This is a genomic window from Nautilia abyssi (assembly GCF_055388085.1).
Genome location: NZ_AP042376.1, coordinates 335,219 through 349,365, shown reverse-complemented (window position 1 = coordinate 349,365; position 14,147 = coordinate 335,219). Strand labels below are relative to the sequence as shown.

At 35.3% G+C, this 14,147-nt stretch carries 14 protein-coding genes; 4 read left to right on the top strand and 10 right to left on the bottom strand.

Features of this window, described 5'->3' with window-relative positions:
- Window positions 1-110: 110 nt before the first annotated feature.
- Genes ACZ5EP_RS01780 through ACZ5EP_RS01770 form a run of 3 tightly spaced genes read right to left on the bottom strand, consistent with a single transcriptional unit; the run spans window position 111 to window position 3,001 of the window.
- On the bottom strand, window positions 111-1,310 hold the full coding sequence (locus tag ACZ5EP_RS01780) for a TolC family protein (RefSeq protein WP_464509189.1): 1,200 nt from the start codon (window positions 1,308-1,310) through the stop codon (window positions 111-113).
- A gap of 14 nt (window positions 1,311-1,324) precedes the next feature.
- Window positions 1,325-2,485, bottom strand: a complete 1,161-nt coding sequence (locus ACZ5EP_RS01775; RefSeq protein ID WP_127680748.1) for an aspartate aminotransferase family protein — start codon at window positions 2,483-2,485, stop codon at window positions 1,325-1,327.
- Window positions 2,486-2,494: 9 nt separating this feature from the next.
- A complete protein-coding gene (locus tag ACZ5EP_RS01770; RefSeq protein WP_127680750.1) occupies window positions 2,495-3,001 on the bottom strand; it encodes a hypothetical protein in 507 nt (168 codons plus the stop codon).
- Between the two features lie 178 nt (window positions 3,002-3,179).
- Between ACZ5EP_RS01770 and ACZ5EP_RS01765 the strand changes: the two genes are divergently transcribed.
- On the top strand, window positions 3,180-4,679 hold the full coding sequence (locus ACZ5EP_RS01765) for a SulP family inorganic anion transporter (protein ID WP_127680752.1): 1,500 nt from the start codon (window positions 3,180-3,182) through the stop codon (window positions 4,677-4,679).
- Here ACZ5EP_RS01765 and ACZ5EP_RS01760 read toward each other — a convergent pair.
- The 6 genes from ACZ5EP_RS01760 to ACZ5EP_RS01735 all read right to left on the bottom strand — a co-directional run bounded on the left by ACZ5EP_RS01760 (window position 4,666) and on the right by ACZ5EP_RS01735 (window position 8,482).
- Window positions 4,666-6,471, bottom strand: coding sequence for a primosomal protein N' (locus tag ACZ5EP_RS01760; protein WP_464509188.1), 1,806 nt, complete (start codon window positions 6,469-6,471; stop codon window positions 4,666-4,668). The genes ACZ5EP_RS01765 and ACZ5EP_RS01760 overlap by 14 nt on opposite strands.
- A complete protein-coding gene (locus tag ACZ5EP_RS01755) occupies window positions 6,468-6,887 on the bottom strand; it encodes a type II secretion system protein (protein ID WP_464509187.1) in 420 nt (139 codons plus the stop codon). The genes ACZ5EP_RS01760 and ACZ5EP_RS01755 overlap by 4 nt, the downstream gene beginning before the upstream one ends.
- Before the next feature lie 39 nt (window positions 6,888-6,926).
- The gene (locus ACZ5EP_RS01750; RefSeq protein WP_464509186.1) at window positions 6,927-7,478 is read right to left on the bottom strand and encodes a type II secretion system protein; all 552 of its coding nucleotides are present in this window, start codon (window positions 7,476-7,478) and stop codon (window positions 6,927-6,929) included.
- 133 nt (window positions 7,479-7,611) lie between these two features.
- Window positions 7,612-8,061, bottom strand: coding sequence for a prepilin-type N-terminal cleavage/methylation domain-containing protein (locus tag ACZ5EP_RS01745; protein WP_464509185.1), 450 nt, complete (start codon window positions 8,059-8,061; stop codon window positions 7,612-7,614).
- Window positions 8,058-8,264, bottom strand: coding sequence for a hypothetical protein (locus ACZ5EP_RS01740; protein WP_127680762.1), 207 nt, complete (start codon window positions 8,262-8,264; stop codon window positions 8,058-8,060). The genes ACZ5EP_RS01745 and ACZ5EP_RS01740 overlap by 4 nt, the downstream gene beginning before the upstream one ends.
- On the bottom strand, window positions 8,261-8,482 hold the full coding sequence (locus ACZ5EP_RS01735; protein ID WP_015902682.1) for a hypothetical protein: 222 nt from the start codon (window positions 8,480-8,482) through the stop codon (window positions 8,261-8,263). Before ACZ5EP_RS01735 ends, ACZ5EP_RS01740 begins: the two co-directional genes overlap by 4 nt.
- Window positions 8,483-8,549: 67 nt before the next feature.
- Here ACZ5EP_RS01735 and uvrB point away from each other — a divergent pair, with 67 nt between their 5' ends.
- From uvrB to ACZ5EP_RS01720, 3 genes are read left to right on the top strand one after another with little or no spacing between them, the layout of a single operon-like run.
- Window positions 8,550-10,580, top strand: coding sequence for an excinuclease ABC subunit UvrB (gene uvrB, locus ACZ5EP_RS01730; protein WP_464509184.1), 2,031 nt, complete (start codon window positions 8,550-8,552; stop codon window positions 10,578-10,580).
- A gap of 9 nt (window positions 10,581-10,589) precedes the next feature.
- Window positions 10,590-11,129 carry a gamma carbonic anhydrase family protein gene (locus tag ACZ5EP_RS01725; protein ID WP_464509183.1) on the top strand — a complete coding sequence of 180 codons (540 nt, stop codon included), beginning with the start codon at window positions 10,590-10,592 and terminating at the stop codon, window positions 11,127-11,129.
- A gap of 3 nt (window positions 11,130-11,132) precedes the next feature.
- Complete coding sequence (locus ACZ5EP_RS01720; RefSeq protein ID WP_464509182.1) at window positions 11,133-13,298, top strand: endonuclease MutS2; 2,166 nt, start codon at window positions 11,133-11,135, stop codon at window positions 13,296-13,298.
- 297 nt (window positions 13,299-13,595) lie between these two features.
- On the opposite strand, the gene ACZ5EP_RS01715 is transcribed toward ACZ5EP_RS01720, so the two are convergent.
- Window positions 13,596-14,120 (bottom strand): peptidylprolyl isomerase, encoded by a 525-nt coding sequence (locus ACZ5EP_RS01715; protein ID WP_464509181.1) that lies wholly within the window; start codon window positions 14,118-14,120, stop codon window positions 13,596-13,598.
- Window positions 14,121-14,147 lie beyond the last annotated feature (27 nt).

Genomic DNA, 14,147 nt, shown 5'->3' with positions numbered 1-14,147 from the left:
TAAATATTTAGTATTATAACGAAAACTTATATTAAATAGGATAAATTTTGTGTGAATACTCCTTCAGTGTTACAAGCCGTTACAATAACGGCCGTTTAACGGCAAAGAAATCAAAAAGAAAGTGAGAAATTATTAAGTTTATAATACAAGTTTAACAGCAGTTTTTGTTTTTGAAGTTTTAATATTTGTATATTTAAATACATTGTTTTTTTAGAATTTTGCAAAATCTCAAGGTCAAGTCTGGTTGCATTTCCGGCTTCTATGGAATCCAGTGTGGAGTTTATCAGACTTTCGTATATTTTTATGTTGCTTTTATATATTTTTATTTTTTTATTTATAGCATTAACCTGTCTTATTATACTGTTATATTGATTAATCAAAACTCTTTTTTTATCAGTTATCAAAATTTGGGATTTAAGATAATCAAGTTTTGTTTTTTCTATCTTATTTAACGCATTAAAACTTATTGGCATATTTATACTGAGTCCGACTCTGTAATAGTCGCTTGAACTGTCCTGCAGTATAGGAGAACTGTCTTTGTAATCAACTTTTTGCCAGTTTAGTGAAGCATTCAGATTTACACTTAAAAGCTGGTTGCCTATTTGCATTTTATATAGATCTTTTTTTACTTTTTTAAGTCTTTTTTGCTGTACTAAATCTAGATTGTGATTAATATACTTGTTTATCGGAATAATTCTGAATTGAGGCAGCTTCAACGTATCAATATTAAGTGAGGAAATGTTAGCAAACGAATATTTTAAGTTGTCTGAATTCATCTGCAGATCTTCTAAATTCAGTTTCAGAGAATTCAGAGTAAGTACAGCATTGTTTAAAAGCGTTGAATCTCCTACGCCGTTTAAAAACTCTTCCTTTTTCTTCTGTATATCTATTTTTGCGTTTTTAATGTTTAATTTGATTATTTCTTCATTAATAAGATTGATTTTATAGTCATACGCCAAATCGAGAGCCTGTTTTATAAGCTCTCTTCTTTGAAGCTCGACATTGCCTAAATTATAACTTTTTGCGTTTTTGGCATATTTTATCGAATAATATATCGCTCCTGATTTAAAAATAGGCTGATTTACCGATATGCCGAACGTCTTTGTAGTGGTAATCGTGCCGATGCTGTTGTCTTTGGAATATGAATACTGCAGCATTAAAGGATTTATCCATGATTTTTCGGTATCTTTACTGTCCTGAATTGAATATTGTTTATCGTAATTAAGCTCCTGTTTTTTTAAATCGTTTAACAGACTGTTTCCAAATAAAAACATTGGAAAAATTAACAGTGCGAATTTAGTAATTTTCAAACCTCTTCTCCGTTTTATATTTTATTTATTGCGTCTTTCAATCTGTCAAAACCTTCGTCAATCTCCTCTTTGGAAATAGTCAGAGGAGGTAAAAATCTTACGGATTTATCGCCGGCTTTTAAAACAAGCAGTCTGTTTTCAAATGCCAATTTCACTATATCGTCTCTGATTTGAGAGTTTTTCGCCCTGAGTGCTCTCATTAGCCCGTATCCGCTGACCCCGTCAAATATATCGGGATACTCTTTTGCCATTTCAAGCATTTTATTTTCAAAATATTCAATCGTCGAATCCAGCTTTCCGTTTCTTTTTTCTTCATCAAGTATTTTTATAACCTCCAAAGCGGCGCTTGTAGCCAGATAATTACCTCCGAATGTACTACCGTGGTCTCCAGGCTTTAAAACGTCAGTATGAGATGTTAATACCGCACCGATCGGAACTCCGCCACCCAGACCTTTTGCCATGGTGACAATATCAGGTTTTATACCGTATAAGTTGCTTGCTAGAAATTCCCCCGTTCTGTAAATTCCCGTTTGAACTTCATCTACGATCAGCAGAATATCTTTTTCTTTTAAAAACTCTGAGAGTTTTTTAATTTCATCTTTGTCAAAAGGATTAACTCCTCCTTCACCCTGTATCAGTTCTATCATTACGGCAACTGTTTTATCATCAATTTTGTTGGCAATATCAGCTATGTCTTTTGCATACGTAAAGCCGTCCGGAAAAGGTCCGAAATACTGATGAAACTTCGGCTGTCCCGTAGCCTTTAAGGTTGAAATTGTTCTTCCGTGAAACGAATTTTCAAGCGTAATTACTTTATATCTTTTAATTTCTCCGTTAACTTCGCCGTATTTTCTTGCAATTTTAAGTGCGGTTTCATTTGCTTCGGCTCCGCTGTTGCAGAAAAACACCCCTCCTTTTATACCGCTTTTGTTTACAATTTCTCTGGCAAGCTCTTCTTGCGGTTTTATTCTATATAAATTGGATATATGGATTATGTTTTTCGCCTGATCGCAAATAACATGCGAAAGTCTCTCATTGCCGTGTCCAACGCTTACAACTCCGATACCGCTGGTAAAATCTATATAATTGTCGCCTTTGTCATCCCAGAGTGTCGCATTATGTCCTTTTTGAAAAGATATATCAAACCTGGAATATGTATTTAACAGATACTGCATTAATTCTCCTTATTCATAAAAATAAAATTCATCATAATAGGATATGTCTTTTTTTGAAAATATACCTATTTTATTACTAAAAAATCCCATCATCACCAAAAAACTCATTAACGCTTCAAATTCTTCCTCTTCAATTTCTTCGATAATAATACTTATTTTTTCTGAATTGTCCATTAAATATAAAACACCGCTTATTTCTTCAAGAGTAGTCAGATGTTTTTTGATCTGAGTTTTAACTCTGACTCCTTTTAATACATCTACAAAATCTTCAAATTCTTCCGAATCTTCAAGCCTGTCGTCGTATATCTTAAATACATAAGCAAGCCTTGCAAGCAGCAAAGCCAGATCCTTATCGGCTCTTGGTACGTCAACTTTAGAATGCTCATCGCTGCCGCCTATTACCGCGTAATTTTTAATCAGTTTTTTGGGTTTTGCGTTCCAGTATATAACCAAATCAGACTCTTTTAAAAAATTTTCGTCTTTATTGGTGTAATATTCGCCTTTTTTTTCAAACATTTTGTTCCTTTAAGAGTTATTATGGTTGTTAAGGTTATTTAATTTTATATGTAAAGCTAAATTACATCAATTTAATAAACTTCTGAAACTTAACTAACTTCAAAACTTCTCTAACCTCAACAACTTAACCAACCTTATATGTTATAATTCCGCCTCGAAAAATTTAAAAGGATTATACTTGTTTTCTAAGATATTACAAAATTATAACGCAAAAAATACAAAAAACGAGTTACTGAGCGGAACAGTCGTGGCAATAGCACTTGTCCCGGAAGCAATTGCATTCAGTATCATAGCCGGAGTTTCTCCTCTTGTAGGTTTATATACTGCATTCATTTTAGGTCTGATTACAGCTCTTTTCGGAGGAAAACCCGGAATGATAAGCGGCGCTACGGGAAGCGTTGCGGTTGTAATGGTTTCTCTTGTTGCAACGCACGGTGTTGAATATCTTTTCTGGGCAACAGTGCTTGCCGGAATTATTCAGATTCTTGTAGGTGTATTTAAACTTGCAAAATTTATACGTCTTGTACCTATGCCTGTAGTTTACGGATTTGTAAACGGGCTGGCAATCATTATAGCCATGGCACAGTTTCCCATGTTTAAAAATGAAGGCCCTATAATGTATATTCTGGTAGCATTGACCATGGCAATTATGTGGTTTTTACCTAAATTTACAAAAGCCATCCCTGCGGGACTCGGCGCTATAATTGCGGTTACGGCGCTTGTTCTTATATTTAACCTTGATACGAAAAAAATAGGAGATTTAGCACACATCAGCGGAAGTTTTCCTCATTTTCACATCCCAGTTGCACCTCTTAATCTTGAGACATTAAAAATTATACTGCCGTATGCAATTATTATGGCACTTGTAGGACTTATCGAATCTCTTCTTACTTTAGAGGTTTTAGAAGAAATGAGCGGTGAGAGAGGAAACGGAAACAAAGAAGCTATAGCTCTAGGAGCCGGAAACGCAACATGCGGACTTTTCGGTGGAATGGCGGGATGTGCAATGATAGGACAGAGTGTAATCAACTACACATCAGGCGGGCGAGGAAGACTCAGTGCCGCATTTGCAGCCATACTTTTAATTCTGTTTGTCGTGGCACTAGCAAAATATATAGAACAGATTCCTCTTGCCGCGCTTGTCGGAATTATGTTTATGGTAAGTATTGCAACATTCGAATGGGCAAGTTTTGACAGACTCAAAAGAATGCCCAAAGAAGACGCATTCGTTTTAATAGCCACAACTCTGATCACAATTTTTACAGACCTTGCGGTGGCTGTAATAAGCGGAGTTATTATATCAGCACTTGTATTTGCATGGAAACACGCAAAAGTTTATTTCAAAACAAAAATGGAAGGCGACAGAAAAATTTATGAATTTGAAGGCCCTCTGTTTTTCGGAAGTGCAAAAAGTTTTATAGAAAGCTTTGATGTTAAAAACGACCCTGACGAAGTAGTTATGGATTTTAAAAACGTACGTGTTAAAGACTCAAGCGGCGTTGAAGCCATAGACAAAATCACCAAAAAATATCTGGAAAACGGCAAAAAACTTACAATCAGACACTTAAGTAATGAGTGTAAAAAACTCCTCAAAGTCGCAGGTCCTTACTGCACATACGAAGAAGACGATCCTAATTACAAAGTAGCAGTAAATCCGGAAGAGCTTAAACAAAGCTGACCGGATCTACATCCACTTTCATTTCATTAATATCCACACACGGATATATGATTTTATGAAGGTTTTTGCCTTTAAGCAGTACCTGGTATCGGTATATATTTTTGATTTTGAATATAGGAGCTTCACCGAATCCAACAATTTCAGACCTGTTGCCAAGACAGAGTAAAAACCTATCCATTTTTTCTTTGGCTTTTATTTTGTCTTTGTCCTGAAATTCTATTTTTATAAGTCTGTTAAACGGAGGGTATCCGAGATCTTTTCTGTTTTGTATCTCTTCTTCATAAAATTCCTCATAGCTTCTGTCAAAAAATTCGGGATTCAGCGTCTGAATAATGACCTCCCCGTCTTCTTTTCTTCCGGCTCTACCTTCGACCTGGCGTGCCAGGGCAAATGCTCTCTCCCCTGCTCTGTAATCTGCACTGTTAAGCACAAAATCTATATCAAGCACGATTGAGAGCGCAACATCCGGATAATCATGGCCTTTACTGAGCATCTGTGTACCTATTAAAATATCTATTTCTTTATTTGCGAATCTTTTTAGCAGTTTATCAACTCTGGATTTGGAAGTAATAACGTCCCTGTCAAATTTTTCTATAACGGCATCTGGGAAAATCTCTTTTAAAACTTCCAAAAATTCACTCGTACCCATTCTTTCGTTTATAAACTCCACGCTTCCACAGTATTCACAGCTTGAGGGAATATGCATACTGTAATTGCAGTAATGGCAGACAAGCGCCCTTTTGTTTTTATGAACACTCATTGCCACGTCACAATGTTTACATTTCACAGCCTTGCCGCACTCGGCACATATCATATATTTAAAATTTGCTCGTGTCGGAAGGAATATTATAACCTGTTTATTTTTTTTAATTGTTTCTTTTATTTTTTGTATGGTAAAATCATCAAAACTGCTTCTGAAATATCTTGTTTTTTTAGTATTGTAAAACGTTCCTTTCAGTCTGAAATGTGGAAATTTATAAAGATCACTGATTAGAGGTGTCGCACTTCCGAGTACCACTTTGGCATTGTAAACCTTACCGAAATATACTGCAAGATCTTTTGCGTTGTATTTTGGAGTCTGTTCACTTTTATAGCTGTCGTCATGTTCTTCGTCGACGATTATTAATCCAAGCTCTTCAAGTGGTAAAAACAGAGCACTTCTGGCACCCGCCACAATTTTAATCTCACCTTTTGCTATTCCGGAAAGGATTTGCTGTTTTTTCTTTTTTGTTATTTTACTGTGCCATACGGCAAGGCTGTTTCCAAAATATTTTTTAAGCCTTTTTTCCATCTGTGAAGTAATTGCAATCTCCGGGAGTAAAAAAAGCGCCTGCTTACCGCCGTGTAGCACTTCTTCAATTAATTTAATATATATTTCCGTCTTACCGCTTCCGGTATCACCGAAAAGAATTGAAACATCCTCTTTTTGTAAAAACTTCAATGCTTCCTGTTGTTTATCAGTTAAATTAATATCAACATTTATACATAACTTTTCATGTTTCACTTTTAATTTTTCACTTATAAAAAACAGTCCCACCGCTTCCCCCAGAGGAGCAAAATAGTATTTAAAAATAAAATCGATGATTTTTTGTTTATTCGGAGAAAACGAATATATTTTAGATATAACATCTTTGCAGTCAAAATCAGGCTTTTGGACTTCTTTTATCACATATCCCAAAGCCTCTCTGTTTCTAACTTTAATTTCAACAACGTCACCTGTATTTAAATCATTTTCAGACTGGTAAGTAAAAGTATTCGGAGTATTTATAACCGCTATGTCATAATATTTCATTCACCTATTTTATCACAATTAGACACACATGAGAATTTACAGTTATCTGCAGTGTTGTTGTCATAATGAAATTTGATTACTAACTTTCCACCATCAAGTGAAACATTATAATCTGTTCCGTTACCATCCCATTTTACAGTTCCGCTGTTTTGCTTAATAGGATAAGTTAAAATTCCTTCAAAAAGTTGATTATCTGTAGTAGAAGTTTCCAATGTAGGGCATACATCATTACCTTCCATTACGTTTTTACCGTATTTAGTAGATATTGCGGTACGTATAGTAGCTACGTCTGTTTTTACTTTTGCAATCTCGGCATCGCTTACACCGCTAAACAATCTCGGGATTGCAACTCCTGCAAGTATTCCAATCACAACTATAACAAAAATAAGCTCTAGCATCGTAAAAGATTTTCTCATTTTCTACCTTCAAGTTATTTAAAATAAGAGCAAAAGCCCTTATTTTAAGATTGTACCTGTTTCACTAGTACTTGTTCCAGTAAATGAAGCAGTTGTTGATGTAGAATTGATATCAGTTGAATTGGCATCACCTAAATTAGCTGGTGCAGTACCTGCAGTTTGTCTTAAAAGAATAAATTTTGGTGCCTGATTAGCATTACCACCTATACATGCAATAAAATAATCTTTTCCTGCAACATTTTTATCTGCATCTCCAACAATTTTGTATGAAGTTGTACTATCACAATATGATAAATCCATTTTTAAAATTTCTTTTGGTATATCTATGTATTTTGTAAGATTACCATCTGGATTATTATTTTTATCATATTGTAAAGCAGTATATGATATATTACCATCATGACTACTACTAATAGAATCACTCCATAATGTAGGTGCCACAGTTCTGTTTAATGTACCGACAAATGATTTTAAATTTGCTTCATGTGCCTGTTGAGCTACACCTAAAAATTTCGGTAATGCAACTGCTGCTAAAATACCTAAGATAACAATAACGAAAATCAGTTCAATCATCGTAAATGCTTTTTTCATTTAAACTCCTTTAATTTATTTATTACAATTATATCATATAAAATTGAAAATTTGTCAACTATTTGTTAGTTATTTAACTTTTATTTAATAAATATCATTTTTGTGTCACACAATATTCATTTTAATATTATTTTTAACGATTTACAAGTATTTTACCGTCTTTGAGTCTTATTAATCTAAAGTAAGGGGCACTTTTAGCCGTACCGTCTTTGCATGTAATATTATATTCTTCTCCGGCAACTTTTACATCCGCTGTCATTACAGTGTTATATGTTTCATTGCCACACCTTGTCAAATCAATACTAGACGCATTAACTTCTGGAGGAATTTCAATATACCTGCTTAAGAACTGATAACCTTCGCTGTTTTCAAGATGTGTAATACTGCCGTTTTTATTTTCACTTATGCTTTTAGACCACAAATCTTCTCCAGTTGTCCTGTTTAATGTTTTTACGAAAGAAATCAATACTGCCTCATGTGATTTTTGTCCTAATGCAAAATACCTCGGTACGGCAACTCCGGCTAATATTCCAATTATAACTATTACAAATATTATTTCTAATAATGTAAAAGCTTTTTTCATTTCTGCTCCAATTTAGAGATTAAATCCTTTATCTTTTTATTTACTTCAAAAATTTCTTTTTTGTTTTTTAAAACCAAAAAAAGAAGTTCTTTAGGGGTCGGATGCTGAATTTTTAACAGATCTTCTTTTACAAATTCAAAAAACTCATCCTCAAGTTCTATTTCAAATTTTTCACCTAAAACCGAGAGGGATATTTTTTTCATTTGCCGAGAATTGCTTCAATTTTGCTTACAACTTCTTCAAGTTCTATTTCTTTAAGCGCCATTTTTTCTTTACATTCCAAAAGTTCCGTATCTTTTTCGGCAAGCATTTCTTTTGTATTTTCAAGTTCAAGTTTTAAGTTTTCGTTTTCCTGTTGCAGTTCTTCGTATTTTTTCAATAAATTATCTATTTTTTCATTTAATTTACCAAGTAGGTCCATTTTTATCCTTTATTTTTATATAATTTTATCAAACTTAAGTAACACAATTATAATAAAAAGGAGCGTTTTGTTCAAATTAAACTCAAACTTCAAACCTACAGGCGACCAGCCTCAGGCAATTGAAAAATTAAGCGGCTGTATAAAGCAAGGAAACAGATACAATACTTTAATAGGTGTTACGGGAAGCGGTAAAACGTTTACAATGGCAAACATCATTCAAAAACTTCAAATCCCGACCCTTATACTTACGCACAACAAAACCCTTGCCGCACAGCTTTATTCAGAATTTAAAGAATTTTTTCCTCAAAACCACGTGGAATACTTCATAAGTTATTACGATTATTATCAGCCTGAAGCCTATCTTCCGAGACAGGATCTTTTTATTGAAAAAGACTCTTCCATAAACGCGGAACTTGAGAGGTTGAGAGTCAGCGCAACTGCTTCTCTTTTAGAATATGACGACGTTATAGTGGTCGCATCCGTTTCGGCCCTATATGGACTCGGTAACCCGATTGAGTATAAAAAAATGGTAGCCAAAATAGCTGTTGGCGATGAAATAAACCAGCGTCAGTTTATGATGAGGCTTCTTAGTATGGGTTACACCAGAAACGACAAATATTTTGAAAGAGGAAACTTCAGGGTAAACGGCGAAGTAATAGACATATTCCCTACATATTTTGAAGACGACGTAATAAGAGTCGAATTTTTCGGAGATGAAATAGACAGAATATATACGATTGATTATATGACAAACGAAAAACTGCAAGACCTAAAAGAAATCACAATCTACGCCGCAAACCAGTTTATCGTAGGTGCCGACAGACTGGCTGAAGCCATACAGTCTATAGAAAAAGAGCTGGGCGAAAGACTGAAAGAATTTGAACAACAGGGAAAAATAATAGAGCACCAAAGGCTAAAACAAAGAACGGAGTTTGATCTTGAAATGCTTGAAACAACCGGAACATGCAAAGGAATAGAAAACTATTCAAGACACCTTACAGGCAAAAAACCGGGAGAAACCCCGTATTCTTTACTTGATTACTTTGAAATAAAAGGAAAACCCTACCTTGTAATAGTGGACGAATCACACGTAAGCCTTCCTCAGTTTCGCGGGATGTACAACGGTGACAGGGCAAGAAAAGAAGTATTGGTGGAGTACGGATTCAGACTGCCAAGTGCGCTTGACAACAGACCTTATAAATTTGACGAATTTATAAATAAAGCCCCTCATTATCTTTTCGTATCAGCCACTCCCGGAGAATACGAACTTGAAATATCAACATGCGTGGCGGAACAGATCATCCGTCCTACCGGACTTCTTGATCCTATTGTGGAGCTGCTTCCAAGCCAAAACCAGGTGGCAACGCTTTTTGACAGAGCCAAAGAAGTAATTAAAAGAGGAGAAAAGGTACTTGTAACGACTCTTACCAAAAAAATGGCGGAGGAGCTTCAAAAATATTATCTTGAAATGGGACTGAAAGTTAAATATATGCACTCTGACATTGACGTGGTGGAAAGAAATGAAATAATAAGAGGCCTTCGTTCGGGTGAATTCGATATGCTAATCGGTATCAACCTCCTAAGAGAAGGTCTGGATCTTCCGGAAGTAAGCCTTGTAGCCATCCTTGATGCCGATAAGGAAGGGTTTTTAAGAAGTGAGACGAGTCTTATTCAGACAATGGGAAGAGCGGCAAGAAACGTAAACGGACGGGTATTGATGTTTGCAGGAAAAATTGAAGAGCCTGTAGTACTTGATGACGACCTAAATGTACTTGAAAAAATAAAAGACAAAATCACAGGCTCAATGTACAGAGCAATCAAAACCACAATCACAAGACGTATAAAACAAAAAGAATATAATAAAAAGCATGGAATCACTCCGAAAAGTACAATTAGAAAACTTGACAAATCACTAAAAGAAGAAGGATACGAAGCAATAGCCAAAGAGCTGAAAAACAAAAATAAAATTCCGGCCAAAGAGAAAAAAGCTATTATTGCAAAATTACGTAAAGAAATGAACGAAGCCGCAAAAGAACTCGAATTTGAAAAAGCAGCAATGCTGAGGGATAAAATTGAAGAGCTTAAGAAAATAAAATAAGGAGATATGATGATTTTACGCTATAAAGACGACTTTCCTAAAATCCATACAACCGCATGGATAGCTCCGAGTGCCGATATTATCGGTGATGTGGAAATCGGAGAAGATTCTAGTGTGTGGTTCGGATGTGTTATAAGAGGGGATGTGCATTATATTAAAATCGGAAAACGCACATCCATTCAGGATATGAGTATGATACACGTAACGCATTATGAAAAAGAAAAGAAAATAGGAGACGGTTTTCCGACTATTATAGGCGACGACGTAACAATAGCACACCGCGTAATGCTTCACGGCTGTAAAATCGGAAACGCATGCCTTATAGGTATGAGTGCCACAATCCTTGACGGAGCCGAAATCGGAGACGAATCAATAGTAGGAGCCGGAGCTTTAGTTACAGGCGGTAAAAAATTCCCGCCAAGAAGCCTGATTTTAGGCTCTCCCGCCAAGGTTGTAAGAGAGCTTACCGATGAAGAAGTGGCGAATATATATAAAAACGCTGAAAATTACGTTAAATATAAAAACGATTATATAAATTTTGTAAGGTAACATATGATAAACAAATTAGACTTAGTCGAATACATAAACAAACTCACATCCCTCTTTGCAAGGGAGAAGGATTATAAAATCCAGGGAAGTATCGAATCACTTTACAAATACCTCCAAAAACTGCAAAACAGGGATTTTAATGCTCCTCCGAGTGTAAAAAACCTCGATACGGAGATAATGCATCTTAAAAAATTCGGTGTGCTTAAACACGACCAGATTTTTGAATTTCTGAAAATCATACGTTATTTTATTTACCTCAAAACAAGAAACTGGCAGGATCTGAGTGAGTGGTTCGATAAAATCGAAATCCCTCAGGACATTCTTGAAATAGACAAACATTACGATAAAAAAGGCGAGGTAATCGGCTTTGAAGAACTCGATATGATAAATGAACGTATAAAAGATCTAAAAGCCCAAATCCGCCAGCAGTTATACAAATATATAAATTCAAAAAAACTTGAGCCGTTTTTGGTAGACAAACAGATACACGTCCAGGGAGGTGAAGAAACACTTTTAGTTAGAGGTGGATACAATAAAGTAATAAACGCCGAAATTCTCGGAAGAAGCCAAAGCGGATTTTTTTACATCTTCCCGAAAACCATAGAAAAACTAAAAGAAAAAGAAGACAACCTCAAAAGCCAAAAAGAAGAGATACTATATGAAATAGCAAAAGAGTTTTCAAACAGACTAAGAAAATGGACTAAGTTTTTAGAATTTATAAACCGCGAATTTGACAAATTCGACCACATCCAGGCCCGTATTTTTATGGCTAAAAACGAAAATCTTGAATTTATACTGCCAAGCAAAACCAAAAAAATGGTGCTGAAAAACTTCTGCCACCCTGCCCTTAACGAATGTAAACCTATAAACATTGAATGGGACAAGCAGGTGCTGATTATCACGGGTGTAAACGCCGGGGGTAAAACAATGCTTTTAAAATCAATCCTGAGCAGTGCTTATATGGCAAAACACCTGCTTCCTATGAAAATCAGGGAAAATTCCGTAATTCCTTCGTTTAAAGAGATAAAACCGATAATCGACGATCCGCAAAACGTAAAAAACGACATTTCAACGTTTGCGGGTAGAATTAAAGAATTTAAAGAAGTCTTTTTCAAAGAAAATTACCTGATAGGCGTGGATGAGATTGAACTCGGAACCGACGCCAATGAGGCGGCGAGTCTTTTTAAGGTGATAATTGAAGAAATTATGAAAAAAAACCGAATAGTCATTACAACCCACCACAAACGCCTTGCGACGCTTCTTGCACAAAATGAAGAAGTAGAGCTTCTCGCAGCAATTTACGATGAAAAAAACCAAAAACCGACATATGAATTTATAAAAGGGACCATCGGTAAAAGTTACGCGTTTGAAACGGCAAAAAGACATGGAATTCCTTTTAACATCATAGAAAAAGCCAAAAAAGAATATTCGGACGATCTTGAAAAACTTGATGTACTTATAGAAAAATCGGCAGCTCTTGAATTCGAACAAAAACAGAAAATCAAAGAGCTTGAAAGCGAACTTGAAGACGTTAAACTTCTAAAAGAATCTCTGATCCGCCAAAAAGAAGAATTTAACGAAACCATAGAAAAAGAAAAAAACCGCCTTTTAAAAGAATACAATGAAGCAATTAAAAAAGCAAAAGAAGCCATAAGGGCCAAATCCGTAAAAGACGCACACAGGGCCCTTAACGAAGCTAACAAAATACGCTCAAATATAAAAGTCAAAAAAAGCGAAATTAATAAAGAATTTAAAGTCGGCGACACAGTCAAATACTTTACAAGTATAGGGGAAATACTCGATATAAAAGGCAAAAACGCCCTTGTAGACATAGACGGTAAAAAACTCTGGATTCCAAAAAACAGCCTTGAGCCGTATAGACTACCTAAAAAAGCAAAAGCACAGATTATAAAACCCAAAGCCTCCAAAGTCGACATTAAACTCGACCTTCACGGTATGAGGCTTGAAGAAGCGATTGAAAAAACCGAAGAGTATCTAAATAACGCTGCTCTTGCAGGACTCGAAGAAGTATGGATTTATCACGGAATGGGTAAAGGAATCCTTGCCAAAGGAATTACGGAGCTTTTAAAAGGCCACCCTCTTGTGAAAGAGTTTCACGACGCACCTCCGCACATGGGGGGATACGGAGCTAAAATCGTCAAACTTTAACTTTTTTTCTTTTTTGCTTTGTAATTTGTAAAAATAAAATTATTATAAAACACAATACAGTCAAAGAGAAGAAAATAATAAATGAATAATAAGTGTCAGGCACCTTATGTTTGTTGAACGTTTTTTTTGATAAGGTTCGGTAAGAGAAAGTTGTTTTCCGGTTGTTTTTTTAAACTACAATTTGTCTAATTATAGAAATATATATTGCAGTTATAAAAGATCTGATCCAAAGTTTTATACAGTTACATTAAACACTAAATAAAATGACAGCAAAAAAACTGTCACTTTATCCTTAAATTAATCTTTTTTTTCATAAATTTCTATAGTTTTGATTTCATAGTTTTTTTTGATTGAATCAAGTACTTTAAAACTCTCTTCATCTCCCTCTTCTATACCGCCGAATACCGTATGAACCCCGTCAAGATGAGGACAGTCTGTAAAACAGATAAAAAACTGGCTGCCTCCCGTATCTTTTCCGGCATGAGCCATTGAAAGGGAGCCTCTTTTGTGAATTTGTTTCGGAGCATCTGTTTCACACTCTATCGCCCATCCCGGACCTCCGGTACCTGGCATTCCTGATGCTCCTTCTTTTGAATTAGGGCATCCACCCTGAGCCATAAAGCCCGGGATAACTCTGTGAAATTTAAGTCCGTCGTAAAATCCTTCTTTTGCAAGATGTGCGAAGTTTGCCACCGTATTAGGCGTAGCTTCAGGGAAAAGTTTTACCCAGATATCGCCTTTATCGGTTACAATTTTTGCGTATTGGAATTTTTCAACATCGCTTAAATCGTATTTTTTTAGTTCTTTTTTAAATCCGAACATTTTATCTCCTTATATAAACATTAACGT

Excerpts from the sequence above, each read along its gene's own strand:
- ACZ5EP_RS01775 (WP_127680748.1), bottom strand. The coding sequence starts at position 2,485 with ATGCAGTATCTGTTAAATACATATTCCAGGTTTGATATATCTTTTCAA.
- ACZ5EP_RS01770 (WP_127680750.1), bottom strand. The coding sequence starts at position 3,001 with ATGTTTGAAAAAAAAGGCGAATATTACACCAATAAAGACGAAAATTTT.
- ACZ5EP_RS01760 (WP_464509188.1), bottom strand. The coding sequence starts at position 6,471 with ATGAAATATTATGACATAGCGGTTATAAATACTCCGAATACTTTTACT.
- ACZ5EP_RS01755 (WP_464509187.1), bottom strand. The coding sequence starts at position 6,887 with ATGAGAAAATCTTTTACGATGCTAGAGCTTATTTTTGTTATAGTTGTG.
- ACZ5EP_RS01750 (WP_464509186.1), bottom strand. The coding sequence starts at position 7,478 with ATGAAAAAAGCATTTACGATGATTGAACTGATTTTCGTTATTGTTATC.
- ACZ5EP_RS01745 (WP_464509185.1), bottom strand. The coding sequence starts at position 8,061 with ATGAAAAAAGCTTTTACATTATTAGAAATAATATTTGTAATAGTTATA.
- ACZ5EP_RS01740 (WP_127680762.1), bottom strand. The coding sequence starts at position 8,264 with ATGAAAAAAATATCCCTCTCGGTTTTAGGTGAAAAATTTGAAATAGAA.
- ACZ5EP_RS01735 (WP_015902682.1), bottom strand. The coding sequence starts at position 8,482 with ATGGACCTACTTGGTAAATTAAATGAAAAAATAGATAATTTATTGAAA.
- ACZ5EP_RS01725 (WP_464509183.1), top strand. The coding sequence starts at position 10,590 with ATGATTTTACGCTATAAAGACGACTTTCCTAAAATCCATACAACCGCA.
- ACZ5EP_RS01720 (WP_464509182.1), top strand. The coding sequence starts at position 11,133 with ATGATAAACAAATTAGACTTAGTCGAATACATAAACAAACTCACATCC.
- ACZ5EP_RS01715 (WP_464509181.1), bottom strand. The coding sequence starts at position 14,120 with ATGTTCGGATTTAAAAAAGAACTAAAAAAATACGATTTAAGCGATGTT.